Below are 21,422 nucleotides of genomic sequence, written 5' to 3'. Positions count from 1 at the left end.
TGCGGTTAATCAACGTGTAATTTCTTACAAAGATCAATTTAACCACTTATTGGTTGCGTTAATAGTTGAAATTAATTGCACCATATCCGTGCTTTCTGGCAACCAATGCTTAAGCCGCATTGATTCAAGGTAGTGTTTTATCTTCGTATGCGAGGCTTAAACCGGCACCATCAAATAGTAAGTAGGTAACGACTTTTGAATAAGGACAATAAGTTGACTTGCAGTACCTGAAAAGTTTCAGGTTATCCTGAACCTTGACAAGCTCCATAAAAACCAGTTGATTAGTGGGCTTACCATCTACATACAAGGGTAGTTTTCTAAATTCTTTACCATTGGATGAATAGGAGACTATTTGTTCAAGTGGGAATGAAATTTTGGTCCCATTATTTAATATTAATTTTGCCTGTTTTTCCCCGATAATAAATTTCTTGCCCACGTAAGCACTGTCTTTGGTGACAACCCGCGATTCATGATTTCCTGCAAATCCTAATAGACAATAAGGAATGAAGGCAATCAGAAGGTATAGTTTTTTCATAAAAGTTTCCGATTAATTTCTTAAACATAGTATACTAGAAAATAAAAATCGACAGCCAAAATCTGTCAGCCGAATAACTTACAATTGAAGAACTATAATTGGCAGTGGGTTGAGATATATAACAAAGAAAGAAGATAAGTCTTTTATAACATGGTTACAACAAAGTCAGAATTTTAATGTTTTTTACAATTTGGGTTAAATAATTCCCGGCATCCTAAAAATACTGTCTTTAAAAAGAATAATTCTTTAAAGCACTGCAATTAGAAGAAGATTTATATGTGATATATAAATAGTGTCTATATAAGGTTACTATGCAATATATTTAAGCTCCGGCTATTTTTTTCATTATTGGCCGGAATAATATTATTTTTGGAAAGCACCCGATAAACCAATATTCTCGTCCATGGTAATACTTGAAGATTCAAATGTAAGTTTGGAATTTGTACCTGAAATTCCGGCAATCATCTGGAAACCATTGAGGTACCTGTCAGGTGATTCATGGCGAATTCCATTTGTAAAAGGAATGGATTTTATGGAGGAGAAAATCAAGTCGATTCCCAACCTGGGTCGGATTAATGACACCCGCCAGCTGAAAGTTGTGAAACCGGATGATCTCATTTGGCTGAATGCCAATGTAAACGACAGGGCATACGGCTTTGGGGCCAAGAAAGTAGCGTTTGTTTTGCCTTATAGCGTTTTTGGAAGGCTGGCGGTCAACTTCTATGTTGACTATACCAATAAGAGAACGGATAACCAATTTCAGATCAAGGCATTTTCGACCCTGGATGAAGCACAGAAATGGATTGGTTCCTGATCTTGATGAATTATACAAATCTGGCACAACGAATATAAAGCGACATATTGAAATAGTCTGGTGACGATAAACTATGTCAATGAAATATAGTAACTTTCGTTTTACCAGGTATAATTGTTACACTGGCCGATACAAACTTTACAAATGACTTTCAAAGCAGTTCTCTTCGGAGTTCTTCTTTATCCCTTTTACATGGCAGGGGGTCAAACTCCAACTATTTCAGTTACAACATCGAAACCAGTTGGTTCCCAATTACGATTTGAGGTTTCTTCACTGTCTGACAATACCGTTGTCCAGGTAGACTTCGGTGATGGCATCCTTGTTAATAAAACAATTCATTCGTACACTTCTGTTATTGAAGGGGTTGTTGCCGGGAATAAAACCGTTAAATGGTATGCGCCGACAATAGTATTGTTCGCATGTGCAGGCCAGCAGGTTACTTCCATCGATGTTTCAAACAGTATAGTGCTTAACTATCTGTATTGTTCATATAATCAAATAGGTTCACTCGATGTAAGCAATAACACAAGGCTTGAAACATTGATCTGTATGGGTAACCAGATCGATAAACTCGATGTTCGCAAGAACGACAGGATGATACTTCTTGCCTGTTCATATAATCAACTGGATACACTGGATGTAAGTAATAAGCCTTTTCTGACTACGCTGGAATGCTCTTATAACGCATTATCTTATGTTGACGTTACGGGTGATTCTCAACTGATGAATATCAGGTGTGAACATAATAATCTGACAAATCTGGATTTAAGCCGGGATTCTGCACTTAAAGTTCTTGATTGCAGTAATAACCAGCTTACTTCACTTGAAACTGGCAGTGCTCGTGGTTTATCCGAACTAAATTGTTCTGCAAATAACATTCATTCATTGAATGTCACCAATAACCTTTTACTTTCAAGCCTGACATGCGGCAACAACCAGGTATCCTCTTTGGATGTCAGCCAGAATACTGAACTTATAAACCTGGGTTGCGGATATAACAACATCAGCGAACTTGATATATCAAACAATACGCTCTTAACTACACTGAATTGCAGCGTAAATCAAATAAATCAAATCGATTTTTCGCATAATCCAAAACTATATTACATTTCTTGCGGATATAACCGGTTGACAACTCTTGATGTAAGTAATAACTATGAACTGAGGACATTATTGGCGTTCGATAATTTAATATCGGTTTTTAAACCGGGTGCAATTGGTTCGCTTCAATATCTGTACTTAAACGACAATCAAATCAGTCATTTGGAAGTCTCTGATAATTCAGGATTACTGGAACTTAACTGTGGAAATAACCTGTTGTCTGATCTCGATGTGCGAAGCAACCAGGTTTTAAATATTCTGATTTGCAGCGATAATAAACTTAATTCTTTAGATTTAACCGGAAACACTAAACTCGGTAGCTTATCTTGTGAAAACAACCTGTTGACTAAACTGAATTTAACCGGGTTAAAATTCCTGGATGTACTTAATTGTTCTGGTAATCTCCTGGATACACTAATTCTTACAACTAACCACACACTTGCTTCCTTATACTGCATGAATAATAACCTTATATATCTCGATATCAGCCACAACCTGGTCCTGAAACAAATGGATTGCACCCTTAACCGGTTTAAATTCACCTCACTTCCCGTTAAACAAGATATAAGTTACAACTATGCACCTCAACAAGATATTCCTGTACCAGGCGAGCTCCAGATGGGAGAAGTAATGGATTTATCCGATCAGTTGTCGGTTAATGAAGATACAACTCAGTATACCTGGAAAACAACATCTGGTGAAGTGCTTATAAAAGATCTTCATTACAGGCTGAAAAACGGCAAAACGATCTTCCTTTTTGCACCTGGTGACAGCGTTTATTGTGAAATGACAAATGCAGCCTTCCCTGATTTTGCCAATACAGGAGGGCTGAAAACAGGAAAGATCAAAATTGCCGGACAAAATGCAGATTTGTATATGATTACATCCGGTGATATTAGCTCCGAAATATCTTTCTGCATTCAGGCAGAACATGACAGCACGCCGGTTTTGATTGATTTTGGCGACGGCCAATTTATAAAGGATACCCTTTGTGATACTTTACTCACAAGAATTAAAGGAAAATTGACGGGTAACGACCCTGTTAAAATATTTGGCAACGGAATCACACACTTTATTTGTGATTCGAATCGGCTGACTGCGTTGAACACCCAAAATGACAGTGCTTTAAGGGAACTATCATGCAGGTACAATAACATATCCAGTCTTAATCTTTCCCGTAACCACGCGTTGACCCGTTTAAACTGTGAAGGAAACCGATTAACTATTTGTACGCTGCCTCTGAAGGATACGCTGTGGAATGCTTATTCCTATGCACCACAGCAACCGGTTACTATTCCTAAAACAATTGATGCCGGTAAAGAAACAGACTTGAGTAAATTTCTTTATGTAAGCGGATATCCCACAACGTATCAATGGAAGACAACGAAGGGTGAAATTCTTAAGCAGGATACTGATTATGTAGTTCTTGAGGGCCGTACAGTTTTCTTACTAAACCCACATGACAGTGTTTACTGTGTAATGACAAATAGCATCTTCCCGGATTTCAGGGATAGTTTTGAATTTAAAACAACCAATACAAATATCATATGGCAAGGGGAGAATATAATTTTGACTACTTCACATGTTACCGGGTATGACCTTGTTTTTAAATTTCAAGCCGGTGAAGATTCTACTTCTATCCAGATTGACTTTGGGAACGGAACGCCTTTTAAACGAATTATTAATTCAACACCCACCACAATTAAAGGTAAGCGCAATGGTTATAATCCTATACGGATTTTTGGGAAAGGTATTACTCATTTTACCTGTGATTCCGATAAGATAATAACGCTGGATACAGAAAATGAACCCGAATTGGAGATGCTATCCTGCAGGTATAACAATATTGATTCATTGAATCTCGGGTATAATGAAAATTTGAAACAATTGTTGTGTGAGGGCAATCAGTTAAATTTCTCAACCCTTCCTTTACGGAAAGATGGCTGGACATTTTACTCCTATGCCCCGCAAATAGAGGTTACAATTCCACAGGTTTTGGAAACAGGAATTGAATTGGATCTCAGCCGTCATTATATGGTCAATGGCACAGGTACTGTTTATTTGTGGCAAACAATCCATCATAAACCTCTTTTACCGGATATTGATTATACTTATGAAAACGGAAAATTCGTTTTCACAAAAGCATTAGCCGACAGTATATTCTGTGAGATGACAAATACTGTTTTTGCTGATTTTTCAGGGTCAAATGCCTTGAAAACAACCAATATTAAAATAGTTCCGGGTATTCCAACTGGTAGTTTTGAGGTTGGCACTCCCGAAATATGTGTATTTAAGCATATCCTGCAGATTACCTGTGATAATAATACGCAATTATTTGTCTTTGCTATAGATGGCCGGTTAATAGAAGGAATGAATCTTGCAAAGGGAATAAACAGAGTGCCTGTTTCAGACGGCATCTATATTATCAAACTGGTAAATGATGGAATAGTAATATCAAAAAAACTGGTAATCCTCTAATTTATCGGTCCAACCAAAAGCCTCGAATCAAATTCCCCAGTTTTAAAAGACTATCCCTGTCTTCCTTTCTGTAAGAACCTGTTTTATCCGGTGCTGTGGACAACAGAATGTTGCTTCCGCCACGGGTATAGCTTTGTTTGATATAGTTATATAAACTGTCCACAGGATAAAACCGGCTACCCGGATAGGTAAACCACACAGAGCCCTTCATTAACCCGTTTCCCAGCGAAAGGCTGTCACAACGCTGCGAAGTGATCTCGTATTCAAAGGGCAGATAGTATTGGTTCCCGTCAACTATTCTGGTGCAATTGTGCCCTTTTTCAGGTGGTAACCTTTCTTCACCGTTCAGGATGTCTGTTGGAAAATACCGGATCGTGGTTCCATCCTGCACATGTTGGTTGAAATGTACAACAGTTCCGGGATTTTTTGTTTTAAGCAGACTGTAGATTTCCTGCTCCGAAAGGGTGGTGTCGCACCAGCAATACATGTCGAGCCAGAATTCGGAAATAGTTCCGTAATCAGTTGCCAATTCACTGAGCTGGCTTTTTATAATTTCTTTTGGTGAGGTCTTACTGAGTTCATCCCTGATTATTGGATTCCAGCCAGCCGGGTTCCAGTCCTTTCCTCCCCATAAACAATAATAGAGGCATGGTTTGATATTGTATTTTCTGCAGGCGTCGACGAATAACTTCACTACATCTTCATGAAAGCCGCTGCTGGCCACATCAAAACCGGTTGCTTTGCTGTCCCACAGGCAAAAACCTGAAGTATGGCGTGAAGTAAGCACGGCATACTTAATTCCTGCTTTTTTAAAGGTCTCCATCATTCCCGGAAAATCAATCTGATCAGGATTGAAAATTCCGGGATTTATATTCTGAGATATCTCTTTCCCGATAAAGGTGTTGTCATTGAAGTGTACAAACGCTCCGAAACGGAGATTCTCCCAATCGGCAATAGTGGCTGTTTTTTCTCCGGCAGGCATCGATTCTTTGTTTTCTTGTTGACATGATGTAAAGCATTCAAGAATAAATAGTGAAGCTGCAAGCAAGATTGTCTTCATTCTGATATGGTGTATTTAATCCTATTAAGATAAGAAATTCTGAAAATTAAGCATACTTTAAAACAATTTATAACAAAATCAACCATAATATTTAAATACTGATTATATTTGCATCAAATATGTGTCATATTAAAAGTAAATGGCAATAATTAATTACAGATTGTATAAAAAGATCAGAAATCAATAAATAAACTTCTAAAGTATTGAATCATGTGTGGAATTGTTTGTGCCTTTGATATTAAGGAACCGAAAGCCCATCTTCGTGCTGAAATTTTAAAAATGTCCAGGAAAGTAAGGCACCGCGGACCGGATTGGTCCGGTATCTTTTCAAATGACAAGGCCATTCTGGCTCATGAACGCCTGTCGATTGTCGATCCGGAATCCGGTAAGCAACCGCTCTTCAGTAAAGATGGTAAGCTGGTCTTATCAGTTAACGGTGAAATATATAATCATCAGGAAATCCGCAAACATTTTGAAGGGAAATACGAATTCCTTACAAACTCCGATTGTGAAGTAATCCTTGCGTTATACTGTGAAAAAGGTCCTGCTTTTTTGGAAGATATGAACGGTATATTCGCCTTTGCTCTGTATGATTCTGAAAAAGACTGTTTCCTTGTTGGCCGCGATCATATAGGAATAATTCCTCTATACCAGGGCTGGGATGAACAGGGTACCTACTTTGTCGCTTCTGAACTGAAAGCTCTTGAAGGTAAATGTTCAAAGATTGAAGAGTTCCTGCCGGGACATTATTATTTCAGTCCTGATGGTAAACCCGTAAAATGGTACAAGCGCGACTGGATGGATTACAATGCGGTTAAAGATAACGAATCCAGCATCAGTGTACTTCGCAAAGCTTTGGAAGATGCGGTTCAACGGCAGCTGATGTCCGATGTACCCTATGGCGTATTATTATCCGGTGGACTTGATTCATCCGTTATTTCGGCAGTGGCCAAAAAATTTGCCGCTAAACGTATTGAAACAGGCAGCACCCAGGATGCATGGTGGCCGACACTACACTCCTTTGCTGTGGGATTGAAAGGCTCACCTGATTTGGCGGCAGCCAAAAAAGTAGCGGACCACATCGGTACGGTTCATCATGAAATTCACTTTACAGTCCAGGAAGGTCTTGATGCCATCAGGGACGTTATTTATCATGTTGAAACGTATGATGTGACTACCATTCGTGCCAGCACGCCGATGTATTTGCTGTCGCGTGTGATTAAGTCAATGGGTGTCAAAATGGTGCTTTCAGGCGAAGGTGCGGACGAAATTTTTGGTGGGTATCTTTATTTCCATAAAGCTCCGAATGCAGAAGAATTCCATAAAGAAACCGTACGCAAACTCGACAAACTTCATATGTATGATTGCCTTCGCGCCAATAAATCTCTTGCATCCTGGGGTGTTGAAGGACGAGTTCCTTTTCTTGATAAGGAATTTCTGGATGTGGCGATGCGCCTGAATCCAAAGGATAAAATGGCCGGTAATGGCAAAATGGAAAAGTGGATTTTGCGAAAAGCATTTGAAGATCTTTTACCTGAAAGCGTTGCATGGCGACAGAAGGAACAATTCTCAGACGGAGTGGGCTATAACTGGATCGATACGCTGAAAGAACTGACAAACCGTATGGTTAGCGATGAACAAATGGAGAAAGTAAAGGAAACCTTCCCCGTTAATCCGCCGCTGAATAAAGAAGAGTATTATTACCGCTCGATTTTCACCGAACATTTCCCATCAGAGCAAGCTGCCTTATGCGTGCCGTCAGTTCCTTCTGTGGCCTGCAGTACACCTATAGCTCTCGAATGGGATGCCGCATTTAAAAACATGAATGATCCATCAGGCCGGTCTATTAAAACGGTTCATGAACAGGCATATAAATGATTGTTACGTATCAATTACAGATTGAATATATTTCAGGCGAAATATTTAATATATTTAATTTTTGATTGATAAAAATGAAAAACAACTTTCAGATTGATAGTCTGGACCGGAAAATACTTTCTATCCTTACTAAAAATGCCCGGATACCTTTTCTTGAAGTAGCCCGGGCATGCAATATCTCAGGCGCAGCCGTCCATCAACGTGTTCAGCGGTTGATCAAATTAGGCGTGATCAGTGGCTCGCAATACAACGTGAATCCTAAAATGCTTGGTTTCAAAACCTGTGCTTTTGTTGGGATTTTCTTAGATAATGCCGCTTTGTTTAACAGCGTATCTGAGAAATTGGTTGAAATACCTGAAATCACGCAATGTCATTATATTACCGGACAATGGGCCATGTTTGTTGAAGTGTACAGTCGCGATAATGAACATTTACGAAAAATACTCGCCGATAAAATCCAATCCATAACCGGTGTCTCCCGCACCGAAACCTTTGTTTCGCTTGATGTTTTAATTGACAGGCAAATGCCTTTCCTGGTAGAGGAGTGAAATGCAAAACCTGACAGCGTCGAAGACCTGTGAGCGTTGTTTTTACAATACATACCATATTTCAATAGCCACGCTGGTGGTGAAAAAATGAACTGCCGGTTTCCGAAAATAAACATTCTCCAAAAAACTTTGTTGACCTTCTATCTATAATGACAAGTTACAATTGTCGTTGATTAACCATTAAATCTCAATTATCGTTCCCCGATAATTTTTCGTTATTGCTGTTTGTTGTTTTTCCACTTTCACAGGATTATTGTAATCAATGTTTCAATGCAAAAAGCCATGGATAACAATTCTATACTTACAAAACGCGAATCCCAGATTCTTCAGTTGTTCCGCCTTGGGAAAACCAGCCGTGAATGCGCAGAAGAATTGCACCTGAGTTATTTTACTGTGGAAACACACAGGAAAAATATTCATCACAAACTTGGCACGCACAAGCTGATCAATGCGGTAAATACGCTTGAACAAATCAGTTTGAATGCTAGTCCGGAGATATAAAAATACAAGGAAACTTGTATTGTTCAGACAAAATGAAATAGGGAATTTTGAATAAGATTACTGTTGTTGTAATTGAGAATTTCTTAAAAGTTCCAGGTTGAATGGCAAAGTGATTTTTGATGGATATTTCATCATGATAACTTTAATACTGACATAATTGTGAAACACCATTTTGTTGCGAGGATTGAAAAGGAATTCAAGGACAAACTTACTGTCCATCCACTGCACTGGCAAGAAATGTTGACCGATCGCTCCAAAATGATCGACACTTTTTTCCCTGAATTCGATGCACTGTTTGACTCTTATCAGTTTAAATTCTGGCTGAGTAAGGAATACGGCCGTGATCATCAGGGCACATGGACGGATGAAGAATTATTTATCGGTCTGGATTGTTTTTACCGCATTATTCTCCAGAAAGATTATTCTATTCCTTCAAACTTTATCAATGAAATAAAAAAATTACCACATATAGTTGATGTAAGGGAATTAATTATCGGTGAGGCCCCTATTCCTGCGCAGATTTCCCAACAGGCATCCATAGCCGTTAAAAAGCCGGGTGAACTGATTTACTTACCGTATGCCCACCTTCTTACCAAAGGAACATCTTCTGTTACAATTGCTGTTTTAGATACAGGTGTAAACCCTGACCATCCAGAACTCAAAGGAAAAATTGTAAGGCGTTCAGACTTTGTAAATCTCGAAGGCCTTGATACATCTGCATTCATCAGTGATGTAAAACAATACGAAGATTGGCCGGTGGATGTAGTAGGCCATGGTACTCATGTCTCGGGCATTATTGCTGCAAAAGGGCTGCAAATGGATGAAGGGGTTTGTCCCGACTGTAAAATTTTAGCCGTACGTGTACTTGCCACCATGAAGAGCGGTGACAAACTGGTAGGTGCCGGAATTGTAGACAATATCAACAATGGAATTAAGTGGGCAGTGGACCAGGGTGCAGACATCATCAACATGAGTTTAGGAATAAGGCATACAGGTGGCGGACTGCCGCATCAGGAAGTCATTGATTATGCACTTCATAAAAATGTCAGTATTATAGCTGCCAGTGGCAATGATGGTACTGAAGAAAAATATTACCCGGGCGCTTTGCCGGGGGTTATAGCTGTTGGCGCAGTGGATGACAGCGGTAATGTAACCACTTTTACCTCTTATGGTGCAAATATTACGGTGGTAGCTCCTGGATTGAACGTGTACAGCTCGTTCACCAATAACGGCTATGCTTTTGCATCAGGTACCTCACAGGCTTCTCCTTTTGTAACGGGCATGGTAGGCTTGTTGAAATCCTATGCTCTTAAAAAAGGAAAAAAACTTGGAAATGAACAGATACGATTCATTTTAAAATCTACTTCAGACAAGATCAATAGCCGGCTTCGGGACCAGCGAGCGGGTTATGGATTAATCAATCTCGCGGATGCATTCAAACTTCTTGATTATATGGTAAACTGAATTTTTAAAACTTAAAAATAATAAATATGGTAACCAATATTCTTACAAATGGTGCTTCAGCCTTTAAAATCAGAAGACCATTAATCACGTCCAATGGTTTTACCGCAGACATTGCCCCGGAAATTAAAGAGCAAATTCAGGAGCTGGACAATTTACTCGGGCTTCGCCTTTTTTCAGTCAAGGAACTTACTAAACCAGGTACTGAAGAAACTACAATTGAATCGGCAATCCTGGAAAATGAGCATGAAAATGCATCATTAAATCTTATTTCCGAGTTGCACAAACCATTATTAGCAAAGAAAACAACAAAGGACAGGTTTGAAAATACCGGAATATTAAATGATTTATATAATAACTCAGAAAAACAAAGCAATCAGTTTTTAACAATTGGTGACTGCATTGACCAAACCAATATGCTTGCTTCTCTGAAATACGATTTCCAGAATCAATGCAGTTTGAACTGGAATTATTATGAGTATAATACCAAAGCAGTTTTATCCTTCAAAAACGTTTCTGATTATCTCATTGCTTATGCTTTTTTTGTAAGAGGCATTTCGGAAGTAAACGGACTCATCAACTTTGTCCGCACTCACAAAGAAGGGGTAAACAATATAGTCAAATATGCTGTAGTAAGCGCTGCACGTAATTTCATTAAAAGCGAATCGTTGAACATTGCAGAGGCAGAGGTTGAAAACACTAAGGTAACGTATAATAATGATCAACATCCCCTTATTCAAAAAATCACTTCCTCACAACTTTCTATTTCTTCGGCTTCCTTTAAAGTATCCCTGCAAAAAGTGATTGATGATTATATTTTCAGTGGAGAACAAATGGATATTATCGAAAAAGCCGGAATCGGTAATATTGATGAGGAAATAAAACCTTTGCTGGTTAAATACCTGAAAAACTATAAGAAAATATACAATATCACCCCGAAAAACGCTAAATATTTTATTCCGCTCTTTATTTCCCAGATCAAAGGAACTTCAATGGTTGCTGATGATACAGTGGCAGATCCGGTGCAATCGGATAAGGACTTTGACGTGGAATTTTTCGAAGACAGTGCATCTGCCGTTCAGATCAGTGTATCGAATGTAAAATGTGCAGCCCAGCTGTTTTACTGCATGGTGCTGGGTGATGAGCTGGATGTTTTTGGCGTGGTGAACTATTTCACTCATAAGTTCCTTATCCGCGGCGGCATTGAAATTCAGGATCACCGGCTGCGCGAAAATCTTCAGCAGTACGTTTTCTCGAATAAGTTTACCGATGTGGACACTGGCAGGTTGCTCGATCGTACACGACCGGCTGAGAGACAAATGTTTTACAAGCAGGTGTTCAATTTCGGAAATGCCAGAACTACCCAGGATGTGATTGTGAATGATGAATTCTCAACACTTTGGAAAACCTTGATGTTCGAATCTGCAAAATATATTGAAAGGGCACAGGAAAGTCCGAATCCTGTTAATTACGTTTCACGTCAGACTGTCATGCAGGCCGTGGAAGATCTGCAGTATAATTTATCCACGCATTGCAGCGGCATGGCTAATGTGATAACGCCCCTGATCTATGATGAGTTGAATTTTGTCATTAAAAATATCCTTATGCATCCGGAAGTCACACGGCAGGTAGTGCCTGTAAGCGGTACCTGGTGGCGTGTAGTGGAAACTTTGTATTCAGCTATGAAGTCTTCAAGACCCAAATCTACAGTGCTGTACAATAAGGCCAAGTTGGGACAGACCATACTCAAATCCATTGCAGAGTACAATCCATCCTCTTTCGAAGATGATGCCAGCTTCTCAGGTTTCATCAGCAATGTAGATGCTTTTATTACCACGCAAAGCATATTGCAGGAAACATTGCCTCACGATATCAGGCTTGAAAAAAAGAAACGGCAGGAAGAAGATGAAGACGAGGAGCATCCCTCGTCCGCCTATAAAAAGCCTGAACATGACCAGCAACCTGCAAAGGCGGGCAATGATGAGTGGGATTTCTAATTCAAAAAACTAACCTCTATGAATGAAATGACCTTGACGGAAGTAATGCCTTCCATAAAAGAATATGCCCGGGATAAAGCGAAACAGGTTCTTTCCAGAAGCCAGTCATTCAGCACATTGCCGGTTGAGGATCAGAAAAATTTATACCGGTCGCTTGTAGATGAGTACATGGTGAAGGAAATGAGTAAACGGGGTGTGTCACAATCCATGGCAACCGACAGTGGCAAGGAAATGGGTTATAAAGGTTATGACCCTTCATTTGGCGGAGATACCAGGTCCTTTAAAGAACTGGTTGATTCTGTTGATTTTCCGAAGTTTGTGGCAGATTTACTGAAAGCTGTCTTTGATGCCAACCTTCATGTAATGAAAGTGCAAACGGACAGTTACATTAAGCTGATGAAAGAAGCTACCAAGTCTTCAGCCGAATTTATAAAAAAAGTGAAGGATGATGATACGTTTGGCAAACTAATTGAAAAACATCCTGATAAATACAATCTGACAAAGAAGCCTGACGGATCTATGGAATTAGTCAATGCAGACAATGAAAAAGCTGACATGGAGGATGCCGAAGTGAAGAAGCACATCATTGATGCAAAAATTGAAATGGCTAAAGAGCACAGGGCTGCCTTGCGTGAAGTTTTACTGATGGGCGTGACCAGACTGGTAGTGGAAAAAGGCGAAATTGATGCCGCTGTCGAATTCACCATGCATGCCACGAGAGAAAGTAAGGCGCATCACGACGATCAGAACGTGAATGTCACATCGGTTGACCTGGAATATGGCGGGGGATTGATGGGATCAATATTCGGCGGTCCAAGCGGCAGCATGAATATGACCAATACCAATATTCAGGTGAACTCCTCAGATAAAAAGGCAACGGACGACCTGTCTGCAACACTCAAAGGTCACGTAAATATTAAATTCAAGACCGATTACTTTAAGCTTGACAATTTTGCAAATATGTATGCCGATGGGGGTGTGGCTGCACTGAAACCGCAACAGGGCCAGTTACCCGCTGGAGGTGTACCGGCCGGAGTAAAATAAATTAAAGAAATATGGCTCTAGCCATTCTTGAATTTATTGCCTTTGAAAAAAAAGGAGCAAGGTTCCGGGTTGATACAGGTACCAATCCATTCTATCGCATTAAAGTGGGAAAAAGCTTTGCTGAGACAAATGGATTGAAATGGATTGACGAAGTCGGACACAGCACACCATTGCATCATGAGGACCGTGGGGATTATCTTTTGAATACCAGTAAGGAGATACTGATCCCCTCCTCCTATTTTGACAGGGATAATTGCTATGCCCAGCTATTCAGTTATAAAAATGCCGAAGGGAAATCACCGGCTTTTTCCCGCATGGTGAAAGTTCCGGTAGGATTGAAAAATACGATTGGCATTGATTATTTACTATCGCTTTCATTAATAAATGCAGAGGCTATGACAGGTGATACAACGAGTTCAGATATGAATTTTAAAGATTGCCGCTTTGTTGACATGTCAAAAAACAATGGCAATTATTCATCTCCCCAATCCTTAGATATCCTGAATATCATAAAAACGCTGGCTCCTGTTGTGCAGGATTTGTTAGCCGGTGCTCAAAACGGATCGGGTAAAGTGAATGGAGAAGCAAATCCATTGACAAAATTGCTGCCTGCAGGTTCGTGGAACACAATTCTGAATGTGTTGCTGCATGGATTGCCTGCACTTACCGGGACGACACCAACTTCAACCCCCGACGCCAAGCCGGCTACCGGAAATGACGCTTCAAAAAGTGGTGCTAAGTCTCTTTCGCTTTCAGTCAATGGGAATGACAACCGTTTTGTAAGTGCAGAACAGGAGGAATTCTCCCACCCCTTTATTTTTGGTATTGACGATGCGTTGATTGGTACTCTTGCCGGACCGGTACTTCAGGTATTGCCACAGTTGCTCACGGCAGTCAACCAGCAAAAACTGCAAAAACAGGCCCAAAACAACAAGCTTATAACCGATCTGCTTGCCGATACCAACAAACGGAGAATCCTTGAGCAGCTTCTACAAAGCCAAAGTGAACAGGCAAATGCCGCAAAAGCACAATTGGCAGCCCTGTTACAGCAGGCTTCAGACGCTCAGTTCAACCCGTGGCCGGAAACGGCAAAAGCCTCTTCCTTAAGCATTGATTCATCCGATTACCCATACATGTCTGCATCACTCAGCACCAGCACCGTGGTTTCTTTTGAAACAGGAAATCTTTCGGATTGGAGCGGATTGAAAAGGACAGTGTATAGCAAAAACAATCCGGTTACTTTAAGAATAAAATTGAATGCACCTGAGCCTGCCCCGAAATCTCCGTTACCAAAGGCCATTATTACATTTTATTTCAAGGAAGCCGAAGGCGCAAAGCCTTTGATGGAAAAAAAATTCAGGCAAAAAAACGTGGCTGCCGGCACGATGTTGTCCTTCAGTTTTTCAAAAGAAGAAATTGCCGTACTGCCTCTGAACACGAACTTAATGGTATTTACAGAAATAAGATGGCTAAACAAAAATGGAAAAGAAATAAAAGCGCTGGGTTCAACCGAGATTGTTTTTGCAGGAAATTATTTTTTGAAAGAGCAGGGCAAGCCCGCATCGGAGGAACGTGAACTTACCGACATGAAAACATACAGGGCTTTCTGGAACAAAATATGGGAATCTCCGCTGCTGGATTCGATCAATCAAAAAAATCCCGATCAAAAAAAATACATGTGGGAATTGGATGCGACATTGAAATATGATTTCAGGCTTACTGCCAATCATGATTCCAATGGTTTGATGCCTACAAAAATGTTGAAAGGCGCGGATGATAAGGAAAGCCTCACCGATAAGCAGGAAGGCCGCATGAAAGGCGGATTGGAAATCAGTATGGACGAGCTCAATAAGCTGTGCACTCTTTGGGATAAACAACCCGTTTTGCCCGGTGAGAAATTGGACCCGTTGAAAAATGCAATGTTCATGAAAAACAACGCGTCTGAATGTATTTACCATGCAAAACTCAAAGGTAAGGCTTCTCAGCGGGGAATGATATGGGTAGGGCCGGTGCTGAAGCTTTTTTCGTGCAAACTCAATAAAGTAAAAACCATCAATGAATCCGGTGTGGTTACGGAAGTGGAGGAGGAAACCATCCAGTTTCCGCTTCCTGTTTCTGCACGAATCATTGGCATTAAATCGAATTAATTATGTACGACACGTATTCGCAATCCTATAGCGAGGCCTGGGACAGTGATGAAAAGGAAGAAACCGGCAAACCCTCGTCCGAATATTCTTTCCAGGGATTTGCTATTGACTTCAATGAAAAGGTAATGCTTACGCCGGTTCAGGAAAAGAAAAAAAACAATCCAAATGGATGAAGCCTTTATACCATTAAGCAAAATGATCGAAAGCATTATCGATATAAATGGAGAGATCTATACCGATGATCAGGGTATTCATTCCTACATATATGCTTTCGATGTAAGCACGCCAATCGAGCTGGATGTTTTCACGGATGAAAACGGAAAAATAAGGATTGGAAGTGTGCCGCCGATATACAGGGTGCCTACTACATTTCGGCCGTTGTATCACAGCATTTCGTTGAATATGAAAAAAATAAACGATACTGATGGCAACTGAAAATACTGCATGGAACCTGGAAGATTTTGTCGACTCTCTTGTGGTTGAGCTCGACAAAACAAGGGAAACGCTTGCCATTAAAGCCATCAACAAACCTTTAACCTATACGGTAAAGGACATGGCGATGGACATCAATATTTTCCCCACTTACGATGGTGAGCAGGTAAAGTTTGTAACTGCCCAACCCGGACAAACAGGTGCATCGAAAGTGACCATACAATTAGGTTCCATCACGGATCAGCAGGTGAGAGCTACGAGTAAGATACCGGGATTGAAAAAGGATATCAATATAGATGATATTGATGTCGACAAAAAAACTAAAAAGCAGCTGCGGAAAATGGGTGTTACGTCAGTTGACGACATTAAACAAATCGAAAACAAACAAGTCGACCTGGGTAAAGCCTCTGACAACACAATTGATTATACCCGGCTAGCCAACCAAATCCAGAAATCGAGAAGAAATACAAATCCACCCATTGTAAAATCAGTTAGCCTTTCAGTGGATGATAATAAAAAACCGATCCTGGTTGTATCCGGAAAAAACCTTGCAGTAGATCCGAAATTCAAACCGGTGGCGGTGGTGAATCAGGCGTTGGCTGAAGTCAGGTCCCACGGCGAAGATAAAATTGAAATACAGCTTGACAAATCCCATGGCATCAGCAATACCAATGAACTTGTGATAACGTTTGATCCATTTGCCATTATGAAATTAAACATTAAAGTCTAATTGCAACCAGTTATGAAGAAGACAAGAAAAAAAGTCACTTCGTATGACGACATGATAGCCACTTACTATGGCAAACCTCCGCAGGAAAGAACATATAAGTTTCATGACAGATTTCATCATCATAAAAACAAGGCTCTTGTTGTATCAAAAAGTTTTGACAATGGCGAAGTACTTGTTCAGGATACAAAGCCCCTTGAAGAATATGTGGTACAAAGTTCTGTTGAAGAACCCCGGTTTGAAGAGTATGTGGTTTCCAAAAGCATGGCTTCAACCGGCTGGCAACCAGCGGATATAACCGATGTTTCTTTTGAAATGGTCCCGCCGGTTGAAAGCAATCCGGTAAGCGATCTTCAGGTGGATGTGTTGAATCCCCTCAGGGAAGGCAATAATTCAGAAAGTACAGCCGCTCCTGTTTATGCTTCCGCAACATCTGCTGAAGAACCGGTGGCTGTCGTGTATGTTGACGAGGAAAAGAAGCCTAAAATATCGGAAGATGAATTGCTGGCTGATATGAAATCCATTCTGAACGGGGAAAAACTTTATGACCCGGTAACCCGGCAAACAGTTACCCGCGATCAATTGAATAACCCCAATTCCCGCCCTCCGCAAACAACTTCAAAAAAGCAAAGTGAAGAGACGCCACAACCTGAATTTAAAAATGAACATGCCATATTTGACCGCATTGCACAAAGTATGCAATATGCCAATGCGTATGACATGGGAACCATGGAACTGGATAACCGTTTTTCCGATTTTGACCGGTTATTCGATTATGAGGAAGAAAGCAAAAACAAGATAAAGAATACAACCGGCAATAAAGTTGTTCCTGATCTTAAAACCGGCAATGAAGAGTTTATTCAGGATATGGATGAAATCAGGCAAAAAGCCAGCGACATTCAACATTCCATTGTCGACAATGCAAAAAAAATGGCGGATGATGCCAGAGAAGCTTCAAAATCTCAAAGTGAGGATATAAACCCAACTGCCATCCTGGATGATGGAAACAATGAGCAGTCCGGTTTATCGTTGGGTAAAAATGTCAATCAGCCGGATGATCGAACGGTCGTAAACGATACTGCTGCCATACCTTTCCGTTGGATATGCAAAATAGAACCGACCTTCAAACATCCTGATACGGGCAATGAAATAGCCTTTGTTCCGGGAACCGGCTTGCTCATAGGTCCCCGTCATATTCTGACGGCTGCCCATGTGGTGGAAAATTTTATCGACACAAGAGGAACCAATAAGCACGAATGGCAAAAGGCAGTCAAAGTAAAAATAACGCCAGGATCCAACGGTGTGGGAAATGAGCCATTCGGGTCTTATATCACGACAAAGTATTTAATTCTTCCGGCATGGTCATCTGCTCAAAACGTAAATAACAGGCATAATGACTTTGCTGTCATTGTGCTGAATGAAGATATCGGATTCAAAAAATTCGGTTTACTTAATAATCAACCCTTAGGGCATTTCGGTGACCCGGCTACAGGGGGAAACACGCATATGACCACGCTCGTTCCCGACATTATTAAAGGTGTACCTGTAGAAACAGCAGGCTACCCGCATGACCTTCCCAATACCCAGTTGGGAAAACAATGGAGAGCTATGGGAATGATCCAGGCTTTCCCCAATGATGATCCTGTCTTTTTGCATACGATGGATACCGGCGAAGGGCAATCCGGGTCTCCGATCTGGAAGAATGACAATAGTAAAGGAGAGAAAATCCTTGTGGGAATACATAATGGCTCCATCACAAATTCATCAGGAACAAACAATTTTGGAGTAATGATGACTGCCAGTATAGTAAACCAGGTAATAAAATGGCTGGCATAGAATCTAATAACCAATTAATACAGGTGACGTGGAAAATCGATTTATTGAAATGGATGAATACCTCGAGCAATTCACCCGTACCAAAAAGAGACATCAGAACGCGCTGACCCATGCGCCCGGGCCGTCCGGGGACAACAGTTATTCCATTTCTAAATCCTTTGAGTGGTCAGCACCTTTTACTGTACAAAATCGCGTGCTTGTTGTACTCATGGAAAATGGCGGGGTTGATTTAGGTCTTCCGCAACTGGTCGACAAATTGCTGGTTGCCCTGCACGTGAATTCTGTGCCGGAGATCATTAAACAAAAAGTAGCAGGTTACCTCAATGAAAAATTCAAAAGTCTTACGGATAATTTGCTTGAAACGGCTGAACTCACCATTAACAGGTATTCATCTGCCAAACCCGCTTTGTTTGGAGATGTGATTGTGCTGAGAAATGGATCAGCCACTTTTCAGCAATTAGAAGACACACTTATCAGACTTTCGAAAGAGAAAAATATCATTGACCTCTTTATACTCACCCACGGTTCCGACAAATACATTGCACTTTCAGACGGTGATGGTGTCGATGAAGGAAAGATCGCCAGTATTAAAACAGCCAATGGTGCACCTTTGAATATACGCAGTGTATATATGATGAACTGTGTGGGATCAACTTTGAATAAAGCATGGTTGGATGCAGGAGCCAAAGTTTCCTCAGGCGCAATCAGGAATAATTATTTGCCTGAGCCAACCATGTTTTTCTTCTGGAGTGCATGGAAAAGCGGACAAAATTTTGAAACATCCGTAACTGGGGCTTATCGGAGAACCGTCAACCTGATGAATGATACGGTAAAATCGGTCTTTGGTAAAATACCCCTTCTGTCATCCTATGTTTCGTCAATCAATTTTGAAAATTTTGATTTTGTGAAAGACAGCTCACCGGTAATCCAGGGTCAGCGATCACTGACGATCAGTTCGGACGAGTTAAACTTTGCGCAAAGTCTTTATAATTCCATGGCCACTACGGTTCTTCCCGTAAGCACTCTGCAATCGCTTACTGTGTCAAGGAGTCTTGAAGCCGATACTTCCCGTCCATGGAAAACCTCGAAGCACGGTATTGATCTCATTAAAAAACTTGAAGGCTTTCGTTCACAAATGTATAACGATCCTGCCGGTAACTGCACAATTGGTTATGGTACACTGCTGCATCAGGGGTCATGCAATGGAGAAGAATCGGAAAACCAATTTAAAGAGGGTATTTCCGAGGATAAGGCAACCGATTTATTAATGCAGAAAATAAAGCAATTTGAAGATACGATTAATGATCATGTAAAAGTTGAATTGAACCAGAACCAGGTAGATGCATTGGTCAGTTTCACATACAATGTAGGCAGCGGTAATTTCAATGACTCCACTCTTTTAAAAGTGCTGAATCAAAAAAGGTATGAAGACGTTCCTTCGGAAATTAAGAAATGGACGAAGGCGAAAAAAGAAGGGAAGTTGGTTGATCTGCCCGTGCTCGTTAACCGAAGAAATGCAGAAGCTACATTGTTTGCCATGTCCGCTATTGCAAATGCACAAAGTATAATTGACAACTTCAGTCATCCTTTTTACGATACCGGAGAACATGCTTTGTTCGGAGAATTTATTGATAACGCGCATTCCGGTCCGTTGGCAAATGTTGCGGCCCTGCAGCCTTCCACGACATTCAACATCAACACGGTTGCCTTCACTTATGGGCAAATTATTACAATGGGAGATTTATATGACAAGTACGAAGATTTTAAAAAGGCTCCTGCTTCGGAATTGTTACGAGTTAAGAAACTGGTTGAGAAGGACGAAGCACATTACAGGAGCACTGTCCTGCACCTGGGAAGATATATTGAAGGTGTTCCGAATAAAGACTGGGGAGACAATACAATTGGAATAGGAAGGCGCTATATCGATCTAGCTTTGCTGAATAATTCACATTTTGCTCCGCCACCTGCCGGAGTTTCTTCCGCACAAAAAAATAACAGGACCGAGTGGGAATACTATCATAAACAAGCAATAGATGCCGCAAGAAGTGGAATGCCTTTCGACCAGGTGTATCCTATTAACGCATTTGGCGATCATTTTCTGACCGATGCTTTTTCGGCAGGGCATTTAATCAATAAGGAAATTGTCATGAATAAATTCATTGACAATGTAATCACCAATGGTAAAATAAATGATGCGGGTGATAAACTATTCGAAAAAGTTGCAGCAGGTGCTCTTGCTTTATCTGAAGTTAAAAAGGAACTGGCCAAATATGAAGTGACGGAAACCCATTGGTACCTTGCGGGCAAGCATTTGAATCTGGATGATACCGTCCCAGTCCATGTTTTTTACAGAGTGCTGAAAGGAATTATGGAAGACACGGACCATGGTGGCCGGAAACAAATTGCAGGTCTTGCAGCCAAAGCCATTCACGATTTTTTAAATACATACCAGAGCAATGGGAAAAAAGGTGTTCCCGTAAAAAATAACAAAGGCATGTCATGGAGTCTTTCCGGCGATACCACGCTGGAATGGAATGCGGGTAATCATGTCAATAACCTGGAAATCATTCAACAGGCTGTAAAACAATCGGTGGAAAATATTCTGGATGCTGTGGCAAATAAAAATACACCCATATCGGTGTATTTTCAGAAAGTGTGGGATTACGTGCCTATTCTTACCGATCCAGCGACAAAAGCAATTATCGATAATGCCATTGCTGTCTATACCAATCCTTCATCGCAGCCTTTAATCGACAAGTCGATCAGCCTCGTTAAGGATGAAATAAAAACGCTTTTAAAAGCGCTGGAGGATGCAAATAAAATAAGAAGTATCAATACAACCCGATGGGGATAAAAACCTTCA

At 40.6% G+C, this 21,422-nt stretch carries 16 protein-coding genes; 14 read left to right on the top strand and 2 right to left on the bottom strand.

Annotated elements, in window-relative coordinates; translation table 11 throughout:
- Nucleotides 1-124 precede the first annotated feature (124 nt).
- Nucleotides 125-535: a hypothetical protein gene (locus VK179_15755; GenBank protein HLO60205.1), complete on the bottom strand. Its 411-nt coding sequence runs from the start codon at nucleotides 533-535 to the stop codon at nucleotides 125-127.
- Nucleotides 536-938: 403 nt separating this feature from the next.
- Between VK179_15755 and VK179_15750 the strand changes: the two genes are divergently transcribed.
- On the top strand, nucleotides 939-1,349 hold the full coding sequence (locus VK179_15750; GenBank protein HLO60204.1) for a hypothetical protein: 411 nt from the start codon (nucleotides 939-941) through the stop codon (nucleotides 1,347-1,349).
- Between the two features lie 144 nt (nucleotides 1,350-1,493).
- Entirely contained in the window at nucleotides 1,494-4,928 is a 3,435-nt protein-coding gene (locus VK179_15745; protein ID HLO60203.1) for a hypothetical protein, read from the top strand.
- Between the two features lies 1 nt (nucleotide 4,929).
- Here the strand turns inward: VK179_15745 and VK179_15740 are convergent, their stop codons facing one another.
- On the bottom strand, nucleotides 4,930-5,988 hold the full coding sequence (locus VK179_15740; protein HLO60202.1) for an alpha-L-fucosidase: 1,059 nt from the start codon (nucleotides 5,986-5,988) through the stop codon (nucleotides 4,930-4,932).
- Nucleotides 5,989-6,198: 210 nt separating this feature from the next.
- Between VK179_15740 and asnB the strand changes: the two genes are divergently transcribed.
- The 12 genes from asnB to VK179_15680 all read left to right on the top strand — a co-directional run bounded on the left by asnB (nucleotide 6,199) and on the right by VK179_15680 (nucleotide 21,413).
- Entirely contained in the window at nucleotides 6,199-7,866 is a 1,668-nt protein-coding gene (gene asnB / locus VK179_15735; protein ID HLO60201.1) for an asparagine synthase B, read from the top strand.
- Between the two features lie 74 nt (nucleotides 7,867-7,940).
- Entirely contained in the window at nucleotides 7,941-8,414 is a 474-nt protein-coding gene (locus tag VK179_15730) for an Lrp/AsnC ligand binding domain-containing protein (GenBank protein HLO60200.1), read from the top strand.
- A 282-nt stretch (nucleotides 8,415-8,696) separates the two neighbouring features.
- Nucleotides 8,697-8,915: a LuxR C-terminal-related transcriptional regulator gene (locus tag VK179_15725; GenBank protein ID HLO60199.1), complete on the top strand. Its 219-nt coding sequence runs from the start codon at nucleotides 8,697-8,699 to the stop codon at nucleotides 8,913-8,915.
- Between the two features lie 159 nt (nucleotides 8,916-9,074).
- On the top strand, nucleotides 9,075-10,379 hold the full coding sequence (locus tag VK179_15720) for a S8 family serine peptidase (protein ID HLO60198.1): 1,305 nt from the start codon (nucleotides 9,075-9,077) through the stop codon (nucleotides 10,377-10,379).
- A 26-nt stretch (nucleotides 10,380-10,405) separates the two neighbouring features.
- Nucleotides 10,406-12,373: a hypothetical protein gene (locus VK179_15715; GenBank protein ID HLO60197.1), complete on the top strand. Its 1,968-nt coding sequence runs from the start codon at nucleotides 10,406-10,408 to the stop codon at nucleotides 12,371-12,373.
- 18 nt (nucleotides 12,374-12,391) lie between these two features.
- A complete protein-coding gene (locus tag VK179_15710; GenBank protein HLO60196.1) occupies nucleotides 12,392-13,417 on the top strand; it encodes a hypothetical protein in 1,026 nt (341 codons plus the stop codon).
- An 11-nt stretch (nucleotides 13,418-13,428) separates the two neighbouring features.
- Entirely contained in the window at nucleotides 13,429-15,564 is a 2,136-nt protein-coding gene (locus VK179_15705; protein ID HLO60195.1) for a hypothetical protein, read from the top strand.
- A gap of 2 nt (nucleotides 15,565-15,566) precedes the next feature.
- The gene (locus VK179_15700) at nucleotides 15,567-15,737 is read left to right on the top strand and encodes a hypothetical protein (protein HLO60194.1); all 171 of its coding nucleotides are present in this window, start codon (nucleotides 15,567-15,569) and stop codon (nucleotides 15,735-15,737) included.
- A complete protein-coding gene (locus VK179_15695) occupies nucleotides 15,730-15,999 on the top strand; it encodes a hypothetical protein (GenBank protein ID HLO60193.1) in 270 nt (89 codons plus the stop codon). The genes VK179_15700 and VK179_15695 overlap by 8 nt, the downstream gene beginning before the upstream one ends.
- Nucleotides 15,989-16,726 (top strand): hypothetical protein, encoded by a 738-nt coding sequence (locus VK179_15690; protein ID HLO60192.1) that lies wholly within the window; start codon nucleotides 15,989-15,991, stop codon nucleotides 16,724-16,726. Before VK179_15695 ends, VK179_15690 begins: the two co-directional genes overlap by 11 nt.
- Before the next feature lie 12 nt (nucleotides 16,727-16,738).
- Complete coding sequence (locus VK179_15685) at nucleotides 16,739-18,559, top strand: trypsin-like serine protease (protein HLO60191.1); 1,821 nt, start codon at nucleotides 16,739-16,741, stop codon at nucleotides 18,557-18,559.
- A gap of 28 nt (nucleotides 18,560-18,587) precedes the next feature.
- Nucleotides 18,588-21,413: a glycoside hydrolase family protein gene (locus tag VK179_15680; protein ID HLO60190.1), complete on the top strand. Its 2,826-nt coding sequence runs from the start codon at nucleotides 18,588-18,590 to the stop codon at nucleotides 21,411-21,413.
- Nucleotides 21,414-21,422 lie beyond the last annotated feature (9 nt).

This window comes from Bacteroidales bacterium (genome assembly GCA_035299085.1).
GTDB lineage: Bacteria > Bacteroidota > Bacteroidia > Bacteroidales > UBA10428 > UBA5072.
This window is presented reverse-complemented; position numbering and strand designations above follow the sequence as displayed.

Bases quoted from the DNA above. Each gene is read 5' to 3' on its own strand.
- asnB (HLO60201.1), top strand. From the start codon at position 6,199: ATGTGTGGAATTGTTTGTGCCTTTGATATTAAGGAACCGAAAGCCCAT.
- VK179_15740 (HLO60202.1), bottom strand. From the start codon at position 5,988: ATGAAGACAATCTTGCTTGCAGCTTCACTATTTATTCTTGAATGCTTT.
- VK179_15715 (HLO60197.1), top strand. From the start codon at position 10,406: ATGGTAACCAATATTCTTACAAATGGTGCTTCAGCCTTTAAAATCAGA.
- VK179_15750 (HLO60204.1), top strand. From the start codon at position 939: ATGGTAATACTTGAAGATTCAAATGTAAGTTTGGAATTTGTACCTGAA.
- VK179_15725 (HLO60199.1), top strand. From the start codon at position 8,697: ATGGATAACAATTCTATACTTACAAAACGCGAATCCCAGATTCTTCAG.
- VK179_15695 (HLO60193.1), top strand. From the start codon at position 15,730: ATGGATGAAGCCTTTATACCATTAAGCAAAATGATCGAAAGCATTATC.
- VK179_15730 (HLO60200.1), top strand. From the start codon at position 7,941: ATGAAAAACAACTTTCAGATTGATAGTCTGGACCGGAAAATACTTTCT.
- VK179_15705 (HLO60195.1), top strand. From the start codon at position 13,429: ATGGCTCTAGCCATTCTTGAATTTATTGCCTTTGAAAAAAAAGGAGCA.
- VK179_15690 (HLO60192.1), top strand. From the start codon at position 15,989: ATGGCAACTGAAAATACTGCATGGAACCTGGAAGATTTTGTCGACTCT.
- VK179_15755 (HLO60205.1), bottom strand. From the start codon at position 535: ATGAAAAAACTATACCTTCTGATTGCCTTCATTCCTTATTGTCTATTA.
- VK179_15710 (HLO60196.1), top strand. From the start codon at position 12,392: ATGAATGAAATGACCTTGACGGAAGTAATGCCTTCCATAAAAGAATAT.
- VK179_15700 (HLO60194.1), top strand. From the start codon at position 15,567: ATGTACGACACGTATTCGCAATCCTATAGCGAGGCCTGGGACAGTGAT.
- VK179_15685 (HLO60191.1), top strand. From the start codon at position 16,739: ATGAAGAAGACAAGAAAAAAAGTCACTTCGTATGACGACATGATAGCC.
- VK179_15745 (HLO60203.1), top strand. From the start codon at position 1,494: ATGACTTTCAAAGCAGTTCTCTTCGGAGTTCTTCTTTATCCCTTTTAC.